This is a genomic window from Alicyclobacillus acidoterrestris (genome assembly GCF_022674245.1).
Classification (GTDB): Bacteria; Bacillota; Bacilli; order Alicyclobacillales; family Alicyclobacillaceae; genus Alicyclobacillus; species Alicyclobacillus acidoterrestris.
The window spans coordinates 1,188,726-1,207,980 of the sequence record NZ_CP080467.1 but is presented as its reverse complement, the minus strand read 5'-3'; the positions used below and the strand labels follow the sequence as shown (position 1 = coordinate 1,207,980).

Below are 19,255 nucleotides of genomic sequence, written 5' to 3'. Positions count from 1 at the left end.
CGCAGCCGCATTAAACAGGGTGTGGCAGCCGAACGATGAACGTCGTACCCGAACCGTACTGGCTTTCAACACGAATCTCACCCTGGTGCAAATCAATGATTTTCTTCACAATCGTGAGTCCGAGTCCGCTTCCAGATTCCGTTCTCTGACGCGCTTTATCCGCCTTATAAAATCGTTCAAAGACGCGTTGCTGATCTTCCTCTCGAATCCCCATGCCAGTGTCTCTCACGCGCACTGTCGTCCACCCCTCTTCAGGGCCGAGCGAAATGAAGATGGCGCCGCCCCGCTCTGTGAACTTGATGGCATTGGTCAATAGGTTCATCCAAACCTGATTGAGGAGATCTTTATCCGCGAATACGTTTGTCGTCTCAAGGGATAGTTCAATTTCAATGCCCTTTTTCAGCCACAATGGTTCCAGTGTCAACACGACGTCGCGAATTTGTCTATCTAAACGAAAAGACTCTGAATGAAAAGGATGGGCGCCCGATTCGAGCGAGGTCAATTTTAGAAGGTTTTCACTAAGTCTCGACATCCGCTTGCTCTCTGTCTCAATCACATTCAAGTAGTGTTGTCGATTTTCCGGCGTGATTTCTTCACTTTTCAGCGCCTCGACAAAACCTAAAATCGCCGTGAGCGGCGATTGAATTTCATGCGAAACGTTGGAGATGAACTCCTGGCGCATCTGTTCCACCTGCGCAAGTTCCTGCGCCATATTGTTCAAGCTGTTGACCAGTTGGTGAAACTCCCCTGGTCCCCCCATCTGGCCGACGTCAATACGAACATTAAAGTTCCCTTTCGCCATCTGACGAATGGCGTCTATCAGAGACTGCCAAAACGCTTGTTGTCGAGGGGCCGCAAAGCGCGCCATGATAAATCCTGTCAAAAGGATCAACGCGATGGCGACCCCCACCGTTGTCATGTGCGTCCAGTAAGAACCAGGTTCTTTCCCTAGCCAGTGATAAAACCAGTTGGTAATCCAGTAGGCGAGCGAAAAGACGACAAACACAACGACCCATATCAGAAGGACACGAAGTACAATGCGCCAGGTATTACGAACGCTGTGGGTCGTGGCCTGATTCGCCTGCAGTTCGTTCGCTTGCCTGTCCTGTCGAAGCCGCTGCCGTCGTCGCTCGTCTGTTCGTTGGTTATCTCGTCTTCGCATTTATTCATCAACCTCAAAACGGTATCCGAGCCCGCGAACGGTTCTGATTTTGAATGAACATTCATCTTCGGGGAACTTATCGCGCAATCGTTTGATGTGCACATCGACCGTTCGTTCATCGCCATCAAAATCATAGCCCCAAATGTCTTCAATTAGTTGATCCCGCGAAAGTGTCCGGCCTGGGTAACTCGCCAATTTAAACAGCAGTTCGAATTCCTTCGGCGGCAGCACGAGGTGTTGCCCTCGAAATACAACATCCCTTGTTGTACCATCTAATCGCAACTCCCCGGCTTCGACCACATGTTCTGTGCTAATCCGGTAGCGCCTGAGCAGTGCATGTACCCGGGCGACAAGTTCTGCCGGATCGAAAGGTTTTACCAGGTAATCATCAGCACCTAACTGCAGGCCCTTCACCTTTTGCTGTGTTTCACCCAGTGCGGTCAACATTAAAACGGGGATTGAAGAGTCCTCACGAATCGCCCGACACAGCGCCCAACCATCGATATTGGGCATCATGATATCCAAGACCACCAAATCGACTTTCGTCGTCTCCAGTAGGGACAGTGCCTGCTGACCATCCGTTGCCTCAACAATGTCAAACCCGTCTCGTTGCAAATGCAAGCCTACCAATTCCCGAATGTGCGCATCGTCGTCAACTACCAAAATTGTCGCCAAGTTACGCTTGAGTCCCCTTCCTTCGCGTTGATGGAACATCGAGCAAATCGATCTCATTCGACCAAACCAGATTATATCGACATTGTGTGAACAAAATATGAAGGAGACCCGACTGCGTATCCGGTGACACGATACCCGAAGATGCGATGCACACATGGATTGCCCGAGTTCAAACGCTAGAAGCTCACCCGTGTCTGCTCCGCCATTTTCTCGCGCCAAACCGCCCGCGGCCAGTAAATCGCCCCACCGTACCGGGTAGATTCCACGCGCCCTTGCTCCGTATGAAAATGTACCAATTCTCCACCCGGTGCACCGCTGCTGGTCTCAGCAATCTTGAACATCTCGTCTTCCACCCAGGCGAGCTTTTCCACCATCAACAGCGGATCCCACCCGTATCCATGGATGGTCCTCAAACCATCGCCAGTGGCAACAATTCTGATGCGCCCCCAGAGATTGGCATATGATCCCTCGAACATCGACCAAATCTGCGCCGGTGTGGTTTCATCATGCTCCTCAAAGAAGCTGATAATGCGATAGATACCAGCCACAATCCACCCAGCAGGTCCATCAATGGCATTGGTCAATGCTGTCACGACCAGTCCCGCCTTCGGATCTACCATCGTATCCGTAATGCATCCAGGAAAACCGCCACTGTGCCCAAAAGTCTGCCGCTCCCCATACCGATGTAAAACAAAACCCAGGCCGTATTCCGTGTCACGTGGCCCGCCCGGCATCAGCATTGGCCACGCCGGCCGCTGCATCTCCTTTTTCGATTCATCGCTCAACAGCTTTCCAGAGCCCACCATCTGAGCAGTGAAATACGTACACAAATCCTCTGCGGTGGAACAAAATCCAGTGGCGGGCGACATCGCCTTCGTACTGACATGCGCGATAGGCAAGCGCTTCTTGGGTTCCCGCCGCGTATACCCCGTCACCAACTCCTCAGGCGCAGGCTGATTTAATTCGGGGCGATATTCGGGAAATGTATGCGCGAGGCCTAATGGGCGAACGATGCGTTCGAGAACAAACTCGTTATACGGCTGCCCAGATACTGCTTCAATCACCAATCCCAAAAGGGTATAGCCATAGTTCGTGTATTTCAATTGCGTGTTGTTGTCATAAACGAGCCCGGTCTCTGTCATCTCGCGGATGAACTGGTCGGTGTCCGGAAATGGGCGTTCAATATTCCAGTACTCGCTGTCCAAGCCATCGCGAATCACCCCGGCTCCGTGGGACAAAAGCTGTCGTAACGTCACATTGCCCCAGCGGCTATCCTCATGATCTCGCAACCATGGAATATACTCCACCACGCGGTCATCAATGCGAAGGCGCCCCTCTTCAGCCAACTGCATGATGGCGGTCGCCGTAAACGTTTTGGAGTGAGAGGCGATGCGAAATAAATGGTCAGGTCTCATCGGAATTCCACGCTCCACATCCGCATATCCATACGCCTCATTCATCAGCATTTCGCCTTTATACGCCACAGCAGCGACAAACCCAGGCACGTCTTCTTCCTCATAACGTTCAGCAAGCCACAATTGAATATAACGAATCGCGTGTTCAAGCGCGTCTCTATTCATAGATGAACCTCCTTAACCGGGCGGATACCGAAATCTTCGACAACCCGAATCGATAATATTTCTACATTAACACAATTGGAAGTATGGAAGGACGAGGCCACCATCCGTCGAGTCATCCGATTTGTGCTAAAGTGGGTCTATACATCTTGTCAATGATAAGGAGTTCGTATCGTGAAATTCGTATCATGGAATGTCAACGGGTTACGATCCTGTGTCAATAAGGGATTTTATGAGTACTTCAACGAGACACAAGCAGATATCTTTTGCGTTCAGGAAACAAAATTGCAGGAAGGGCAAATTCAACTGGATCTCGGAGAAGGATATCACCAGTATTGGAACTACGCGCTCAAGAAGGGGTATTCCGGAACAGCCGTATTCACGAAGACAGAGCCACTTTCGGTACGCTATGGGCTCGAAGAAAACACAGAGCCAGAGGGGCGCATCATTACACTGGAGTTCGATGCTTTCTATCTCGTAACGGTATACACCCCCAATGCCAAACGGGACTTATCAAGACTCGAATATCGCCTGGAATGGGAAGATCGGTTCCGAAACTACCTGTTGCAACTGGATGCGCACAAACCTGTCGTCATTTGCGGAGATTTAAACGTAGCCCACCAGGAGATTGACCTAAAAAACGCCAAGGGGAATCGCGGTAACTCCGGTTTCACAGAAGAAGAGCGGGAGAAAATGACCATGCTCCTCGACGCCGGCTTTACAGACTCCTTTAGATATCTTTATCCAGACAAAACGGATGCTTACTCCTGGTGGTCAAATATGCCAAGGGTGAGAGAGCGAAATGTCGGATGGCGAATCGACTATTTTCTCGTGTCGTCAAGATTGCGCCCCTTCATCGTCGACGCGCGAATCGATTCTCATATTTTCGGTAGCGATCACTGCCCTGTCGTATTGGAACTAGCGGATCTTACGTAACTATCTTGTCACTTCTGCGTCTTCCGCAATCGTGGGCAAATGCTCCCCATCATTTCGCCCACTTCCAAATTTGCGGGCGACAAAAGCTGTGATAAATGGGACAAATATGGCCGTCAGTACGACTGCCGAAGCGATTTCGGCAGTTGCAGTCTGAACAAACGGTTTATAGGTCGCATCAATACTCGCAATCACGGCGGGGTTGGCAATCGAGTTCCCAGACGAACTGGCCAACGCCGCCCCTGCGTACCCTGGACGTCGAAGAACATACTTATCCGCCAGAAAAGTGAAGCCAGCGCCGATGACCACGACAAACAGCGCTAAGATGATGCCATTGAGACCTGCAGTAAAGATACTGCCCAGGTCTATGCCAGCACCAATCGTAAATCCGATAAACGGAATCACAATCGGGAGTCCAGAGAGCAAAAGCCCAGGAACTAAGGATAGAACGATGCAGATTCTCATCGAAGCAACTGAAAAACACTCCTTTCTATGGATGGTAATTGAAGGTCATGTTCATCCCAAGATGATCGTACTCCAATTTCTACATTACCCATGTGAGATTCTTCGGCCCATACGTACCTCTTTTACACAATCTATTGGTCTATTTCCAATCAAAAACCTCAATATATGGCTTGACAACTCCATCCAAACCACGGAATTTTAGTAGCGATTTCCCTGTTGCCCCTTTCATAGTAAACTTTCATCATAAGGTCAACGGCAATGTCCATAGCACAGTACGTTTCATCCGTGTTGGTCCAGGATTAAGCTTCCGAAGACAAGGCTTTATGATACTCGGTATAACTTCACACTATTGTATTTTACCGTATATCACGGTGCCAAATGTGCGGTCGGAAGCAGCAACATTCTTTCAAGGACATTAAATTCCTGCACCAATTCCAATGTCTTGAATTCTACAACATATCCGTTTCGCAGACTTGAATCGTGTCTTATCACTGTCTTGTATTGCGCCCACATATATCGGTTTGAAGGTCATATCCGAAGGGCGCATAAAAAGTTGACCTGTCGAACGTGTACAGATTCAAGGCATGGCCGCGTAAAGGACACCGCAAGCCAGGATTTCGACCAATGTATGACTAATCTTACAAAGTCACTTAGCGCCACAAACCAACATTGTTCATCAAGACGATGGAGAATTACAATTTGAACTTGTACATACTGACGAAGGGAGACGTGGTCTAATGTACTTAGTCGTGTACTTAGTAATTCAATCCACTGGTGGTAATTACGCTTTTTTGCCACCCTTAGCTCATCAAGATATCTCGACGATATGACCGATTGTCCTCCAATACCTTAGAAATATACAAAGCCAAGCGACCATTGCGCACCTTTTCCTAATCTTAATTCATATGGTAATATATATAATTATATGGTATATATAGTATTGTGGTATGAAAAATCAAAAAACGAAAAGAGTGATAATGTTGAGAAAAAAACTCTTCTATCAACAGCAGTTGCGGGATCAGCATTTTTGACAACACTGTTTTGGCCAATCCATAATGGCCGAAAGTTGACTGAATTGCCTGTCCAGGAGTTGACGTATATCATGTCCTTATCCTAGGAATGGAAAAGGACGTCTCCTTTTGCGTTGCACCGCCCGAACAGTGCAACAGGAAACGTCCCCAACTCGTATGGTAATTCTATCAGATTATCAGCTCGTTGAGCAGTCCACCCGAGTTTTTTGTTCGGAGTGAGGAATGCATCCCGTGTCCTTGCTGTCAGGGCCAACTTGTTGTATGCGGAAGCCGACGTAGACGTTATACGCAGAGTAACGGTGACCAACTCACCCTTATCATTCGGCGCCTTCGTTGCACGGAGTGTCATCGTATCCACCACGAACTCCCAGATATTCTTGTGCCCTACAAGCGCTATGACCGAGAAAGTATAGAGCAGATCATTACCGAATCATCCCCTTCAGTGGGGGCGGACGAATCCACCATCCGCCGTGTCCGTCAATGGTTCGAGACATGGTCTTCGTATGCTACCGGTTGTCTGGTTGCTATTGCAAACCGTCACGGCCGTGTGTTGGAACCGTCCTATCCAACACAATCCTCACTCCATCGAATTGGACATTTGGTCGGCGACGCCGTCGGGTGGATGGCCCGTGCTGTCCGCCCTATTGCAAATCTACATTTGTGGACACATACCCGTTCTGCCTTTGTGTCCGCTTCTTCTCTGTCTACTATTCAGGCTAACCCCACTTGAAGGAGAGGTTAGCCATGAAAGATTGGAAAAAAGCGGAGGATGTGGCCGTGTATCGTGTTCAGTTGCTGTCTCCACTTTTGGAAGATGGACTGGATTCAGCGCAACTTCGCAGACGCAAGGCAGAGATCTGTGCACAGACCGGGTTATCGGAACGAACATTGCGCCGCTATTTAGCTACATTTCGTGAACAAGGTTTTGAGGGACTCAAACCGAGGTCAAAATCTAGCCGTCGAGCTCAGGTGATCCCGGATGAGATTCTGGAAGAGGCCATTTTGTTGCGCAGAGAGGTTCCTTCTCGAAGCGTCTCGCAGATCATTCGTATTCTCGAATGGGAAGGAAAAGTGGCACCTGGGGAAATTCGGAGAACAACTCTTCAAGAGAAACTTGCTCGTCGAGGATATAGTGCCGGACACATGCGAATGTATGCTGAAACCGGTGTGGCAGCGCGTAGGTTTCAGCGCCGTCACCGCAATCAGTTGTGGCAATCGGACATCAAGTTTGGCCCTTATCTCCCCATTGGAACGAATGGTTCAAAGCAACAGGTCTATCTCGTGGTTATGTTGGATGACGCAACTCGTTTTGTTCTCCACGGGAGGTTTTACCCCACGCTGGACCAAACCATTGTGGAAGACTGCTTTCGCCAAGCTGTACAAAAGCACGGTATACCAGAGGCTATCTACTTTGACAACGGCAAACAATTCAGAACCAAATGGATGACTCGAACCTGTTCAAAGCTCGGGACACGGCTGCTTTACGCGAAACCCTATGCGCCGGAGTCGAAGGGAAAAATAGAGCGGTTTAATCGTATCGTCGACTCGTTTCTGGACGAAATCGCTGCGGCGAAACCTAAGACATTGGAACAATTGAATCAACAATTTGAGGTCTGGTTAAGTGAATGTTATCAGAACCAACCTCACTCCGCACTTCAGAATCAGATGAGCCCCGAGACTGCCTATCGTAGCGACCATAAAGCCATTCGTTTCATCTCACCAGAGAGCATCGCGGATGCCTTTTTGCATGCCGAAACTCGAAAAGTGGACAAGTCCGGTTGTATCAACTTCATGGGTAAGAAGTATGAAGTGGGTCTGTCATTCATCGGTTGTAAGGTGAATGTCATATACGACCCTGCAGATATCACGGAACTCACCATCGAATACGCGGGTCACCAGCCTTGGACTGTGGGAGAACTGGTGATTGGTGAACGGGCTGGGCAAAGACCTAAACTGCCAGAGCGGTTCGAGAACCAAAACGTTGACACATCTCGTCTGTTGGATGCAGCCGAGAAGAAGCATCAGGATCGGATTGAGCGTATCACGCCTGCAGTCCGCTATGACGCGGTCTGGAAGGAGGAGAATGGTCGTGTTTGAATCGTTCTACGGCTTTACTCACACGCCCTTCTCACGAGATATTCCAACAGATGAACTCTACATGTCATCTACACTGGAGGACATTCTCGGTCGGCTGAAGTATGCTGCGGAGCGTCAGTGGTTCGCAGTGGTGACTGGAGATTGTGGAACCGGAAAAACCACAACCATCCGTCGTTTCTCGGAGGCGCTGGAACAGTCGAAGTTCAAAATTCTGTACCTGTCGGATTCTAAGCTGACCCCACGACATTTTTACAAGGGGATGCTCGAGCAACTCGGTTGCGAGGCTAAGTTTTATCGCGGCGACGCGAAACGTCAATTGCATCGTGAGATTGAGCTGATGCGTGGGATACATAGCCTCAGTCCAGTTGTGGTCGTAGACGAAGCACATTTGCTAGATCGGGAGATGCTCGAGGAAGTAAGATTTCTTTTGAATTTTAAAATGGATGCGCAAAGTCCTATGGCGCTAATTCTCGTCGGACAGAGTGAGCTCTGGGAACGGCTCAACTTACAGGCTTACGCCGCCATTCGGCAACGCATTGATCTACAGTGTAAGTTGCATCACTACGACCGCGCTGAAATCGGGGCATACATTGAACGTCATCTAGCCTACGCGGTAGCTGGACAGCAATCTATTTTCTCGGATAAGGCTGTCGATGAAATCTATCGTTTCTCGGGTGGAGCTCCACGACTGGTCAACAAACTCTGTACGCACTGTCTCATGTATGGGGCTCAAAATCGGCAACGGATCATCGACGACCACATGGTCGAGCGCGTCATTCAAGGTGAATGCTCATGATGGCACGGAGATTACAGATGTTCTACGATCCAGAGTTGTCGCGTTGGGTGGTTGAGGGCAAAAATGAGTGGTACAGTTTGCACTGCGGGGAGATTGTGCAATTTCACATTGAACGCACAACGCTTAGTGGACGGCTAGAGCTTGGACGAACATCTTGGTACATCATCAGCGGCGACGTCGCGTTTGGACTCTTAGAAAATCGGCGATATTTGGTTAGCGTCGACCTTTAGAAACACTGTCGGGAGGGGAGGAAACTTCCTTCCCATTTTTGCAAGCGTTCTTGGACAGCGAATCCGTCAGTTCTCGGTCAACTTACACCGTCAGTTTTCGGACGTTATGCTATGTCAGTAACACAACACTATCCGGTTTAACGGGAACAGTATTTGCAGAAACAACTCCGACTCCCCAAATTTCTGAATCACCGAACGTCATAATTGGACAGGCCGGTTATGTGTTCCAAGACGTTACAACTGAGGAAAACAACAAATTTGTCGAACAGGCTCACAGTCCAGTGTATTACAATGGTTCATCATCTACCTCCCCCTATAACTTTACCAAAACCTCAACATTTAGCGTCAGCGCATCCGCATCTGGTTCATTAAGTGCAGGATGGGGCCCTATTAATGCGGCAGTAGGATTTAATGCGGATACATCTCTTTCTGAATCATGGCAATATCAGGTAACGGTTAATGTACCTGCGAAGCACTACGGATGGTTTGATTATGGATATTATAGAGATGAATGGTATGGTGATTACGCATACCAAAATCAGTATGGAGAAATTACAAGTGATGACTGGATTACGGTTTACAGCCCAAGGTCACAAGAATATCAAAGTCACACCGCAGCAAGCGCTCCTTCTAATCCCTAACAAAAAGGTAATTATCACTTTATAATTCAAGATTCTGGGAGGTTACTATAATGACATCAACAGCTACTAGATCGATATTTGCCTCCCTCATCCTTTCTATGGCTGTTTTGAGTGGATGTTCGGACGGTAACGTTGTAGGGAATCAGGCTGGGGCCTCGACCACCACTAGTACACAGCAAAAGAGCGTGACTGTTGTATCCGCAACCAATAATCAAGTCAACTCTAAGCAATCTCGTACAGCTGAGAATGTAGTGCGCTATGCTCTGTCGTGGAAGTTATCGAATGACCAAACGGTTTATGCACGAAATGCTCCTATTCCATATGAACTTATCATTGGAAATAATGGTGTAATTGCTGTACAGGTCCCTGGTGTCACAAGTTGCTACTATTATCTGTGTTACGTTCATAGCATAAATGGAGTTTGGTCAATTTCTGGTGTAGTAGCAGCGCCTGTATTTAAACCGAAAGGATCAAGTGGATTACCGGATCCGTATACCCAATTAATCGGGTCGAAACTGGTCATAAACGGTATCGGAACCTTGTATTCATTTTATGATAAGAATACATTTTTAACTATGGGTAATATTAAATTATCTAAAAGCGGAATCTTGCCAGCAGGGAAAAAAGTGATTTTACACTCCGGGAATACAGCTACCCTAAGTACCTTTGGGCATGCGTCAGAGCTGTTTTACCCAGCAGGAAACAAATTAATTTGGATCGGTGGCAATATCTCTGACTCAGCTTTATTAAAGTTGGTTAATACGAAGGGATTGAACTTTTATGAATCATGATTTTAATCATGGAATTTGACTTCACCTCTTAGACAAATAGATACGACTACAGTACAGCACATTTTAAGCACATATCCTCGCGTAAACTCCCCCCTCGGGGGGTTTTTTGTGAACGGAAGATACAGCCTACGAACTGTTCAGGGAGTCTATTAACATCTGTGGTGGCGAGTTGAACATTCCACTTTAATCTCACGCAACATTTCCACTCGATTCAGTGGAGAAAAGTAAGTCCATGTAAGAAACGACGACCAAACAAAGAAACGAGCATCTCATCTATCCGATGCTCGTTTCTCTATAAACCTGAAAGCTACCGTTCAGTTCGCACCCACACCTAAATGAATCGTTGGTGCTGCTCACATCGAAGGAAGGGCACATCACAAACGATTTCACTTCGACTCTTTATTTGGAGGTATCGTCTATCATTTGGCGAATGACTTGACGAATCGGCGTCGTTTCACGCCCAAGCAGCTTGTAAAAATCGTTACTTTCGACTTCCAACGCGCCTTCTCGAATCCCCTGTTGGATACTTACAAGCATAGGAATGACAAAATCCGGCACGCCGGCTTGCTTCATGATATCTGCATACGTCGCGTCATCGACCTGCTGCACAGGCACCTCTTTGCCTAATACCTCACCGACCACAGCTGCCAGTTCCTCCTGCGTGAGAAGCTGACCAGAAAGTTCGTAAATCGTATTTTCATGCCCAGTCCCAGACAATACAGATGCTGCTGCTTCCGCATAGTCCCGTCTTGCGGCCCACCCTACTTTTCCAGAACCCGCTGAAGTCACCCACGGCGCACCTGCCATAACACCTTGAATACTGGAAAGTTCATTTTCTACATACCAGTTATTTCTTAGGAAGGAATACGGGATACCTGTCTTCAAGATGGCCTCTTCTGTAGCACGGTGCGGCGGAGACAAGAACATTTTGCTCTCCTGAGCATTCACCAAACTGGTATAAGCGATAAATCCGACTTTCGCCTCCGCCGCCGCAGCGACCGCATCCGTGTGCTGGCGAATTCGGGTCTCGTTATCCCCATCCGCAGAGATGATTAATAATCTATCAACACCAGCAAAAGCAGAAATGAGGGTTTCAGGGTGATCGAAATCCCCATGCCGAACCTCCACACCCCGGGCTCGCAAACTTTCCGCCTTCTTTACATCTCGAACACTGACGGCCAATTCCGTCGCAGGTACAGTCTTCAGCAACGTCTCGACAACCATGCTGCCCAGTTTGCCCGTAGCGCCTGTCACCAACATTTTCATCATCGATTCCTCCCAGTGTTCTCGCCTTTTAATGAAACCAATTCAGTTTCAGTTTAGAGCAAAAAAATGTTACTTGGACAGAATGCCTGCAGAAACAGCACCCTCTGCAACATCCGCAACCGTGTAGCGGCGCAACGTTTCAAGGATGGCCTGCTCGACTTCTAGCGCAATCGCATCAAATACGGTTGGCATCCCCGAACCCACAGGACACATGGGATTGGGTGTTGCCGGACTAGGTGCCAACGCCCTATCCATTTCCAGGGCTTTGTAAACTTCCGACAGTCGAATGTCTTCAGGCGGTTTTGTCAGCCGATATCCCCCATCACGCCCCTCCCGAGTTTCAATGAAACCTACTTCTACCAGGCGTTTCAAAACACGTCGGAGGAAAACAGCATGGGTATTCACACTGGATGCAATAAAACTGCTCGAATAACCATCCCGATTTTGAGCAAGCAGGGCCAATGCATGAACCGACATGGAAAACCAACCACTCGCCGCCACTTCACTTCGCCTCCCGACACCCATACTGTAATCAATTCAGTTTCAGTTTGTCAACATACTACGGGAAATCCATCTGAAGGTATGTAGCGCACTCACATGATTTCTAGGATGTCCTACAGGGCACCCAGCCGATGTATATACGCTATGCTGTGGCGGTACTCGCCATGTACCGCCACAGTGAAGTTGCTCAAATCAACCGCTCAACCAGTTTAGACGTAGCGCCGTTCTGACTCATCAATGGGGTAATCATTGGCACTCATGTCCCTGCGTCGCATCAGTCCATCCTCATTAAACTCCCAATGTTCATTTCCATGCGTCCGCATCCACTGCCCAGTCTGTGCATCCCGCCATTCGTATTCGAAGCGTACAGAGATACGATTATCCGTATAAGACCACAATTCTTTCATCAAATGGTAGTCCAATTCTCGCGCCCATTTGCGATCCAAAAACGCTCTGATAGCATCTCGCCCCTTAAAAAACTCCGAGCGATTCCGCCACTCTGAGTCCTCTGTATAAGCGAGTGCGACCGTTTCGGGGTTCCGCGTATTCCATGCATTTTCAGCAGCTTTTACTTTAGCTTGTGCCGTTTCTGCGGTAAATGGGGGTTTGATGCTTGACGGGTTCATATACGCATCTCCTAACTAACCTTTTATCAATTATGTTTACGGTTAGTACAGTACATCTATATAACTAACTTGTCAATGGTTTATAATAAGGTTAGTTAAGTGATGGGGGCATGCAAATGGGACAGCTCGAAAGTTTCCCGCTGATTTCGGGACACCTTAGCTTAGACCTTGTGAATACAGAACTTGTCCGACGAGGTACAAAACATGATTTATTGGTCAATGTAGCGGATCTCGATCGATGGATTGAAGAAATGAAACAATCGGGGAGCTTACATCCGTTATCCGTGCCAAGCACATATGATACACCAGAAGTTCTGCGAAACCTGCGTGAATTGCGGGCTTCCTTGCGAAACGCGTTCCTCCGTATCACAGAGGGGATTTCACCGGAATCCGATTTTGTCCATACGATGGAGAGACTCGTAGCAAGCGCACCGCTTTCGTATCAACTCAACGAAGATAACTTAGTAGCAATTCCTGTGGGGACTCCTGATGCCGCCATCGCGTCGCTGGTCGCACTTGACGTTCTGCAGTTACTCGCCTCAGGCGCACTTCTAACACTCCGTCGATGCGCAAATCCAGATTGCGTGTTGTTGTTCCTCGATGCAAGTGGAAAAAGGAAATGGTGCTCGATGAAAATCTGTGGCAACCGGGCAAAAGTGGCGCGTCACGAACACAAGCGCAAGAAATCACCCAATCAGAATATGGATATTGACGCATAAGTGCTACGCCCGTCATCCTAGATCACGACAGCACCATCCGTCACAAACGCGCGGGACAAGCCGCTTCAGCATACAAGCGGGCGTATCTCTTGATACGCCGCTCGTCTCTTGAATTTTGCATCCGTAGGTATGAAGATGACCTCGTGTAGGTGAGAACCGATCCCTCAATCCGGGTTGCGGTAGGTCAACATCAAATGGAGCACAACAGGCGTGTCACTCGAATTGAGATAGGTGTGCTCACAGTCTGCGTGAAACCGAATTGAGTCAAAGGGTTTTAACACGTGCTCGGTCCCTTCGACCAAAATGCTGAGGCTTCCGGACATAACCGTAGCAATTTCAATAGAACCCGCATGATGCCGTTCTGTAAATTGGCTGTGCGGCTCCAGAAACGCTCGGCTAAGCTCGGTCGTTCCGTAGGTCGACATCGTAAACATGGGCTCAATAACCCAGTTGCCGTCGCCACCCACCAATTGAAATCCTTCACCTGAACGCGAGATGTCCACCTGTTCCTCCATCGTCAACAACGCTGTCAGCGGTACAGACAAACCTCGTGTAATCTTCCACATCATCGCAAGTGTTGGATTTGCTTCGCCGCGCTCGATTTTCCCCAAGGTGAGTTTACTCACCCCTGTTTTCTCTGCCAATTCATCCAAACTCAAATTGTGCTCGCGACGAATGTGTCGCAGTCGAACTCCAACGCGTTCCGCTAACCGCTTCGCTTCATCGTTGGATGTCTCATGCATAAAAAAACTCCTTTGAGAATAATGAAATCGCAACGATATACAATATAATAACACGAATGTATAGTATAGTTTAGTTTACCTTTCATCCCCTCTTACGATTGTTGTTCGACACTGCCAGGTTCTCGAACTTTCCATCTCACCCAAAGCATATTACAGATATATAGTGCACCCGCCACACCGAGCATGGTGCGAATGCCAAAGGCCGCTGATCCGACACCACCGAGAAGTGGCCCAGCAAAACTGCCCAAAAACGTCGCGCTGGACGTGAATCCATAAATTTGTCCGCGCTTATCACTCGGAGCCATTCGCCCAATCAACGCATTGGCCGTTGGCAAAATACCCCCAATGAACATGCCAAGACCAAACCTTGACGCGATAAACACCCAAATGTTTGGAGACAACGCCTGAGGCAGATAAAATAGCCCCGCCCCCGTCATACAAATGGTCAACACTCGACGATAGCCGATTTTATCGCTTCGTTTGCCAAGGAACGGAGATGCAATCAAGTCAGCGAGTCCAGTCACCGCAAATGCAAAGCCCGCTATGGTATTCAAATATCCAACATTCCCTGCCAACTGTTTCATAAATACCGAAAGGACAGGCTGTACACTCATGACCGTAAACTGCGTCAAAAACAACACAATGAACATCGGGCGAACCATCTTCAACTCTTTGATTGCCCTAAACTGACCAACTAAGGACGGCTTTTTCCTCGTCGGCGCAAGTTTACCCTTAGGTTCTTGGACAAATAGCAGTGTGATCGTAAAAGCGATGAATGCGAAAATCGTCGTGAGAAAGAAGACCATATGATAGTTTTTGAAATAGTCCGCAGCCACGCCGCCCAACAACGGTCCAACGAGCGTCCCCACCATACTGGAGGTCTGAATCCACCCCAGCGAAAATCCTAACCTGTCTTGGGGAATCACGCTCGCGACCAGTGCGATAGACGCCGCTGAAAATCCGCTGAAAGCTCCTTGGAACCCTCGGATAATCATAAGTTGCCAAGTGCTCTGAGCCAACCCGAGAATGCCGGTAAAAATCCCGATAGCGATGGTAGACCGCAACACCATCATTTTGCGGCCGCTTCTATCAGACAATGAACCCCAAAATGGTGACATGATGGCGGCCATCAAGGGCGTCATCCCTTGAATGATACCTGTCAGGATGTCGACGTATCGAGGGTTGTGAACACCCAATTGCTCGACGTAAAGCGCCATAAAGGGGTTCGAACTGGAGAAAGCAATCGACATACAAAACTGAACGGCGGCCATAATCCGCAGTATAGATTTCCAGGAAGTCCCGGAACGACGTTCTTCAATCATAAACATTCCTCTTCGCTGTGACGTATTATGTAACTATAACAGTAACATTTCAGCGGATGGGATGGAAACGAAGCGGGGTTCTTACCGTGTGCCCAAAGGGTGAATAGTTCACCGCAGCCTCAAGGGTATCAAGGACTCGGAATCGCCTTCCTACCGTTAAGCGCTATTCAACAGGAACTCCAAGATGGCCGCTTATTTACCTTTCAATTTCCTACGGGATACCAGCCCGTTCAAAGCTACATTATCGTCACGAAAACCAAAGGTCATATTACACCCAGCGCAGCGCAGTTAATGAATTATCTCCGTGGGGACAGCCTTACTTGATGTCGCACAATGTGTGCTTGATTTCACCGTTGTGAAAATCAACATAGGCACCGTCAAAGAAACGGTGCCCTTTCTAGATCTCCCTTTGGCATTGTGATGCGGTTCTACCTGTTTATCTAGAATTCCTCATAGACAGCCGGATCTTGATTTCTCAACCTGCCATCAGGTCTCGATAACCCAGAAATCACGTTCATGTCCGCATCGTCCAGCGAAAAATCGAATATTGATATGTTTTCAAGCTGCCGCCCAGGGTAAGAGGACCTCGGAATTGAGATGGCTCCAAGTTGATAATGCCAACGCAAAATCACTTGGGAAACCGTTTTATCGTGCTTGCGAGCGATTTTTTGTAGAGTTTCGTTTTCAAGAACGTCATTTGCCCTGGCCAATGGGCTCCAAGATTGCGTCTTGATATCGTGTGCTTCATGCCACTTTCTTTGTGCTTCCTGGTTGAAGAATGGATGCAATTCTATCTGATTTACCGTCGGCCTGACACCTGTTTCCTTCTCCAGTCGCTCTATATGTTCAGGCAAAAAATTTGAGACGCCAATGGAGCGAATAAATCCCCATTTTTTCGCATCAATGAGCGCTTGCCATGCCTCGACATATTGATTCTGCTTCGGATTTGGCCAATGGATCAGATACAAATCATAATAATCTAAATTCGCACGATACAACGATTCTTGAATTGCAACCACAGCTTGGTCATACGTGTGATAGCGTCCAGGCAACTTCGATGTAATTCTCAATTCTTCTCGTGGAACCGAGCTGCGCCTGACCGCTTCACCTACTGTCCCTTCATTTTCATAATTGTACGCGGAATCGAGCAGTCGGTATCCTGCATCAATTGCACTGACTATCGCGTTGACACCCGCATTGCCCCGCAACTTAGCGGTACCTAAGCCGACGACCGGTAACGTAACCCCATCATGAAGCGTGATTTCTGGAATGGATCTTTCCATGGTACACCACTCCTTCAATAAGATTTAAGATTACTATCGTATAAACGAAGACCAATTGCAAAGGGCAACGCACAATAAACAAGCGCGCCAGGATCATTCCTTATCCGGCGCGCCTGATGAGTAAACGAACGAATTAGCTAATCCGCAAAATCGGTTTGACCACCGAACCATTTTTTGAATCCTCAAACGCCTGATTAATTTGCTCGAACTCATAAAATCCCACGAGACGGTCAAATGGGAATTTGCCTTCCTTGTAGTAGCTAATGAGCTTCGGAATGAATAACTGTGGAACAGCGTCGCCTTCAACGACCCCGACGACAGATTTACCTTCGCCCATGATATCCAACTGAACGTTGAACGTAACCTCACCAGTCGCGCCAACGATAGCCACCGTACCCAAAGCACGTAAAGCCCTTACAGACTGTAGAACAACAGGCGTAACACCCGTGGTCTCAACGGCATAGTGTGTTCCACCATTGGTGATCTTTTTAATCTCCGAAATGACATCAACCGTCTTCCCATTCAGCACGTGGGTAGCCCCTAGCTCTTTTGCCAATTCGAGACGGCTGTCATGGACTTCAACGGCAACAATGGTAGAGCACCCAGCAATTTTTGCAGCCATCATTGCGCTCAATCCCACAGCTCCACACCCATAAATCGCGATGGAATCCCCAGGGCGGGGCATCAATTTATTGAGCGTTTTGCAGAAATAATTTTCTGTACGAATTGAAAAAGGGAATTGATACTAGTTTGATGGGTACACATTACAATTTCTATAACGCAATTTTGAACGGTAACTATGTTGCTGTCACAGTCTCTAGAGACGTGCAGGCTTAGGCTGTTTTCTATACACTGTTTGCTACGCCCGCCGCCAGTACGGATGCGAGTAGGACAATGGCATTGAGACAAACGTGGATCGTAACCTTCTGGATGCCTCGGACGTGAACGTCGTTCACGGTCAGATTCTGCTTGAGTCGAGAGTTGCAACGTTCAACGGCAGTTCGTTCATTGTAGAGTTCTGTCCAACCTCTTGTGTTTCGGTGAGGGTTCGAGTAGCGTCGGATATCTTCTGCACAGTCTTCTTGACGACCATTCCGTAGTTAGAGTCAGAGCAAGCTGCAATCCCAAGCGGACAGTCGACCCTACCAACAGCGTGTGGGCAACGGAACTTTAATCGGTCACCATCGGCTCCCCAGTACACCATGTCGTAGCCCATGGAGCAGCGAGGTGTGCCGTTTGAAGCAACCCCGGCAGGTGGTTCCTTTTCGCCTCGCTTGTTCAGTGCAATGATTGCTTGCGCACCGTAACTACGGGCGGCTTCATAGTTTTTTACCTGGTCATACCCGGCGTCCATCATGACAAACTTGACTTTCCAGCCATAGCTTTCGACAACATCTTTCATTAATGGAATCTCCATCTCTACGTCATACACATGGGCGGGTGTGACGTCCAAAGATACCGGTAGCTCACTGGCGGTATCCACCGCAAGATAAATCTTGTACCCGAACCATGTGAGTTTGTTGCCAAACGTGTCATACTTGGCGCTCCAGTTGGCGTTGCCTGTTTCTTGGCTGCGTGATTTTGGCTGCTTTTTCTCGTAGGCGCCAATTGCTGTACTATCGATTGCAAGATGACTTCCATCGATGATGCCAGCCCCTTTGCATTGACTGACCAGATCAGCGAAGAGGTCCTTGGCAAGACCCTTATCCACGACAGCATTGAAGACCCGACTGAGTGTTGCAATCGATGGCGCTGCCTCGTCCAGCCGAAATCCGCACTGATACCGGAAACGCAAATCTCGATCAAGACGTTCATGCAACCGAGTAAATGTAGGGATGCCTTCCATAGGGGCAGCCAGCAGAGCCCTTAAAACCGCCTCCCGGTTGATCGGCTTTGCGCCTTGGGGTGACGCATTTGTCAACTTTGCGGCATACGGCTCAAGGTCCAACGCCGTAAAGAAGACGTGTAACCGCTCACTGGTTTCGATTTCTAGCCACTCTTCAAAGGAGAACAGGGACTTTTGGAGAAGATACAAGTGGACTTCCCTCCTCGGAAAATTTCTGGTTTCGTCGCTTGAAATCTTCTCGAAGTTGAGGTGAAGTCCTTTTTTTTGCCCTGTTATCCCTTGCCCTGCAAGGGCTTAGAAATCTGCGAAACGCTCAATATAAGTTATCCCTAAATCCAAAAGTGAATTTCATGCCCCAAGTATTCTCCATATTTAACACAACGGTCTGGATGTTCAGTCCGGGAATACGCTGATCGAAAACCATATTTTTGTTTTTAAGTTATCTTTTTGGATTGCTTTTTCCTAGTTGTTTTGCACTATCCACACTATAGGCCTTCATCATCTCACCCGAACTAACTTGCGGAAGGTAGAACATTGAATCGAGCTGACTT

Annotated in this window: 20 protein-coding genes and 1 pseudogene; 9 read left to right on the top strand and 12 right to left on the bottom strand. The window is 48.3% G+C overall.

Annotation, left to right across the window (positions count from 1 at the left end; translation table 11 throughout):
• Positions 1–10: 10 nt before the first annotated feature.
• The 3 genes from K1I37_RS05630 to K1I37_RS05620 form a co-directional block, all read right to left on the bottom strand.
• Positions 11–1,162, bottom strand: a complete 1,152-nt coding sequence (locus K1I37_RS05630) for an ATP-binding protein (protein ID WP_021295107.1) — start codon at positions 1,160–1,162, stop codon at positions 11–13.
• The gene (locus tag K1I37_RS05625; RefSeq protein ID WP_021295108.1) at positions 1,163–1,837 is read right to left on the bottom strand and encodes a response regulator transcription factor; all 675 of its coding nucleotides are present in this window, start codon (positions 1,835–1,837) and stop codon (positions 1,163–1,165) included. It lies immediately after the preceding gene.
• A gap of 176 nt (positions 1,838–2,013) precedes the next feature.
• A complete protein-coding gene (locus K1I37_RS05620; RefSeq protein ID WP_021295109.1) occupies positions 2,014–3,417 on the bottom strand; it encodes a serine hydrolase domain-containing protein in 1,404 nt (467 codons plus the stop codon).
• Between the two features lie 171 nt (positions 3,418–3,588).
• On the opposite strand from K1I37_RS05620, the gene K1I37_RS05615 reads away from it, so the two are divergent.
• Entirely contained in the window at positions 3,589–4,350 is a 762-nt protein-coding gene (locus K1I37_RS05615; RefSeq protein ID WP_021295110.1) for an exodeoxyribonuclease III, read from the top strand.
• Here K1I37_RS05615 and K1I37_RS05610 read toward each other — a convergent pair whose 3' ends face one another.
• Positions 4,351–4,812, bottom strand: a complete 462-nt coding sequence (locus K1I37_RS05610; RefSeq protein ID WP_021295111.1) for a 2-keto-3-deoxygluconate permease — start codon at positions 4,810–4,812, stop codon at positions 4,351–4,353. It lies immediately after the preceding gene.
• A 1,215-nt stretch (positions 4,813–6,027) separates the two neighbouring features.
• Here K1I37_RS05610 and K1I37_RS21795 point away from each other — a divergent pair.
• The 6 genes from K1I37_RS21795 to K1I37_RS05585 are packed head-to-tail and all read left to right on the top strand — an operon-like array spanning position 6,028 to position 10,398.
• Positions 6,028–6,573, top strand: coding sequence for a DUF6431 domain-containing protein (locus K1I37_RS21795; RefSeq protein ID WP_081653889.1), 546 nt, complete (start codon positions 6,028–6,030; stop codon positions 6,571–6,573).
• 14 nt (positions 6,574–6,587) lie between these two features.
• Complete coding sequence (locus K1I37_RS05605; RefSeq protein ID WP_242215919.1) at positions 6,588–7,940, top strand: DDE-type integrase/transposase/recombinase; 1,353 nt, start codon at positions 6,588–6,590, stop codon at positions 7,938–7,940.
• Positions 7,933–8,736, top strand: coding sequence for an ExeA family protein (locus tag K1I37_RS05600; RefSeq protein ID WP_021295037.1), 804 nt, complete (start codon positions 7,933–7,935; stop codon positions 8,734–8,736). Before K1I37_RS05605 ends, K1I37_RS05600 begins: the two co-directional genes overlap by 8 nt.
• On the top strand, positions 8,736–8,966 hold the full coding sequence (locus K1I37_RS05595; protein ID WP_031217800.1) for a DUF5348 domain-containing protein: 231 nt from the start codon (positions 8,736–8,738) through the stop codon (positions 8,964–8,966). Before K1I37_RS05600 ends, K1I37_RS05595 begins: the two co-directional genes overlap by 1 nt.
• A gap of 38 nt (positions 8,967–9,004) precedes the next feature.
• On the top strand, positions 9,005–9,607 hold the full coding sequence (locus tag K1I37_RS05590) for a hypothetical protein (RefSeq protein WP_242215988.1): 603 nt from the start codon (positions 9,005–9,007) through the stop codon (positions 9,605–9,607).
• Positions 9,608–9,657: 50 nt separating this feature from the next.
• Positions 9,658–10,398: a hypothetical protein gene (locus tag K1I37_RS05585; RefSeq protein WP_021294829.1), complete on the top strand. Its 741-nt coding sequence runs from the start codon at positions 9,658–9,660 to the stop codon at positions 10,396–10,398.
• A gap of 399 nt (positions 10,399–10,797) precedes the next feature.
• Here K1I37_RS05585 and K1I37_RS05580 read toward each other — a convergent pair whose 3' ends face one another.
• The 3 genes from K1I37_RS05580 to K1I37_RS05570 form a co-directional block, all read right to left on the bottom strand.
• On the bottom strand, positions 10,798–11,664 hold the full coding sequence (locus K1I37_RS05580) for an SDR family oxidoreductase (RefSeq protein WP_021294830.1): 867 nt from the start codon (positions 11,662–11,664) through the stop codon (positions 10,798–10,800).
• Between the two features lie 69 nt (positions 11,665–11,733).
• Positions 11,734–12,165, bottom strand: a complete 432-nt coding sequence (locus tag K1I37_RS05575) for an RrF2 family transcriptional regulator (RefSeq protein ID WP_021294831.1) — start codon at positions 12,163–12,165, stop codon at positions 11,734–11,736.
• Positions 12,166–12,374: 209 nt separating this feature from the next.
• Positions 12,375–12,791, bottom strand: coding sequence for a nuclear transport factor 2 family protein (locus K1I37_RS05570; protein ID WP_021294832.1), 417 nt, complete (start codon positions 12,789–12,791; stop codon positions 12,375–12,377).
• A gap of 116 nt (positions 12,792–12,907) precedes the next feature.
• Here K1I37_RS05570 and K1I37_RS05565 point away from each other — a divergent pair, with 116 nt between their 5' ends.
• Entirely contained in the window at positions 12,908–13,510 is a 603-nt protein-coding gene (locus K1I37_RS05565; protein ID WP_021294833.1) for a CGNR zinc finger domain-containing protein, read from the top strand.
• A 164-nt stretch (positions 13,511–13,674) separates the two neighbouring features.
• On the opposite strand, the gene K1I37_RS05560 is transcribed toward K1I37_RS05565, so the two are convergent.
• Together K1I37_RS05560 and K1I37_RS05555 are read right to left on the bottom strand one after the other, a co-directional pair.
• The gene (locus K1I37_RS05560; RefSeq protein ID WP_021294834.1) at positions 13,675–14,253 is read right to left on the bottom strand and encodes a helix-turn-helix domain-containing protein; all 579 of its coding nucleotides are present in this window, start codon (positions 14,251–14,253) and stop codon (positions 13,675–13,677) included.
• A 92-nt stretch (positions 14,254–14,345) separates the two neighbouring features.
• Positions 14,346–15,575: an MFS transporter gene (locus K1I37_RS05555; RefSeq protein ID WP_021294835.1), complete on the bottom strand. Its 1,230-nt coding sequence runs from the start codon at positions 15,573–15,575 to the stop codon at positions 14,346–14,348.
• A 99-nt stretch (positions 15,576–15,674) separates the two neighbouring features.
• On the opposite strand from K1I37_RS05555, the gene K1I37_RS21790 reads away from it, so the two are divergent.
• Positions 15,675–15,899: a LysR substrate-binding domain-containing protein gene (locus tag K1I37_RS21790; RefSeq protein WP_152498701.1), complete on the top strand. Its 225-nt coding sequence runs from the start codon at positions 15,675–15,677 to the stop codon at positions 15,897–15,899.
• Between the two features lie 116 nt (positions 15,900–16,015).
• On the opposite strand, the gene K1I37_RS05550 is transcribed toward K1I37_RS21790, so the two are convergent.
• From K1I37_RS05550 to K1I37_RS05540, 3 genes and pseudogenes are all read right to left on the bottom strand, one after another.
• Positions 16,016–16,858 carry an aldo/keto reductase gene (locus K1I37_RS05550; protein ID WP_021294836.1) on the bottom strand — a complete coding sequence of 281 codons (843 nt, stop codon included), beginning with the start codon at positions 16,856–16,858 and terminating at the stop codon, positions 16,016–16,018.
• Positions 16,859–16,991: 133 nt separating this feature from the next.
• A complete protein-coding gene (locus tag K1I37_RS05545; RefSeq protein ID WP_081653899.1) occupies positions 16,992–17,543 on the bottom strand; it encodes a zinc-binding dehydrogenase in 552 nt (183 codons plus the stop codon).
• 160 nt (positions 17,544–17,703) lie between these two features.
• Positions 17,704–18,893: pseudogene (locus K1I37_RS05540) on the bottom strand (transposase).
• Positions 18,894–19,255 lie beyond the last annotated feature (362 nt).

What these genes read in the sequence shown, in the direction of transcription:
- K1I37_RS05630 (WP_021295107.1), bottom strand. Translation starts at nt 1,162, where the DNA reads ATGCGAAGACGAGATAACCAACGAACAGACGAGCGACGACGGCAGCGG.
- K1I37_RS05620 (WP_021295109.1), bottom strand. Translation starts at nt 3,417, where the DNA reads ATGAATAGAGACGCGCTTGAACACGCGATTCGTTATATTCAATTGTGG.
- K1I37_RS05610 (WP_021295111.1), bottom strand. Translation starts at nt 4,812, where the DNA reads ATGAGAATCTGCATCGTTCTATCCTTAGTTCCTGGGCTTTTGCTCTCT.
- K1I37_RS05605 (WP_242215919.1), top strand. Translation starts at nt 6,588, where the DNA reads ATGAAAGATTGGAAAAAAGCGGAGGATGTGGCCGTGTATCGTGTTCAG.
- K1I37_RS05595 (WP_031217800.1), top strand. Translation starts at nt 8,736, where the DNA reads ATGGCACGGAGATTACAGATGTTCTACGATCCAGAGTTGTCGCGTTGG.
- K1I37_RS05585 (WP_021294829.1), top strand. Translation starts at nt 9,658, where the DNA reads ATGACATCAACAGCTACTAGATCGATATTTGCCTCCCTCATCCTTTCT.
- K1I37_RS05580 (WP_021294830.1), bottom strand. Translation starts at nt 11,664, where the DNA reads ATGAAAATGTTGGTGACAGGCGCTACGGGCAAACTGGGCAGCATGGTT.
- K1I37_RS05570 (WP_021294832.1), bottom strand. Translation starts at nt 12,791, where the DNA reads ATGAACCCGTCAAGCATCAAACCCCCATTTACCGCAGAAACGGCACAA.
- K1I37_RS05565 (WP_021294833.1), top strand. Translation starts at nt 12,908, where the DNA reads ATGGGACAGCTCGAAAGTTTCCCGCTGATTTCGGGACACCTTAGCTTA.
- K1I37_RS05560 (WP_021294834.1), bottom strand. Translation starts at nt 14,253, where the DNA reads ATGCATGAGACATCCAACGATGAAGCGAAGCGGTTAGCGGAACGCGTT.
- K1I37_RS05555 (WP_021294835.1), bottom strand. Translation starts at nt 15,575, where the DNA reads ATGATTGAAGAACGTCGTTCCGGGACTTCCTGGAAATCTATACTGCGG.
- K1I37_RS05550 (WP_021294836.1), bottom strand. Translation starts at nt 16,858, where the DNA reads ATGGAAAGATCCATTCCAGAAATCACGCTTCATGATGGGGTTACGTTA.
- K1I37_RS05545 (WP_081653899.1), bottom strand. Translation starts at nt 17,543, where the DNA reads ATGCCCCGCCCTGGGGATTCCATCGCGATTTATGGGTGTGGAGCTGTG.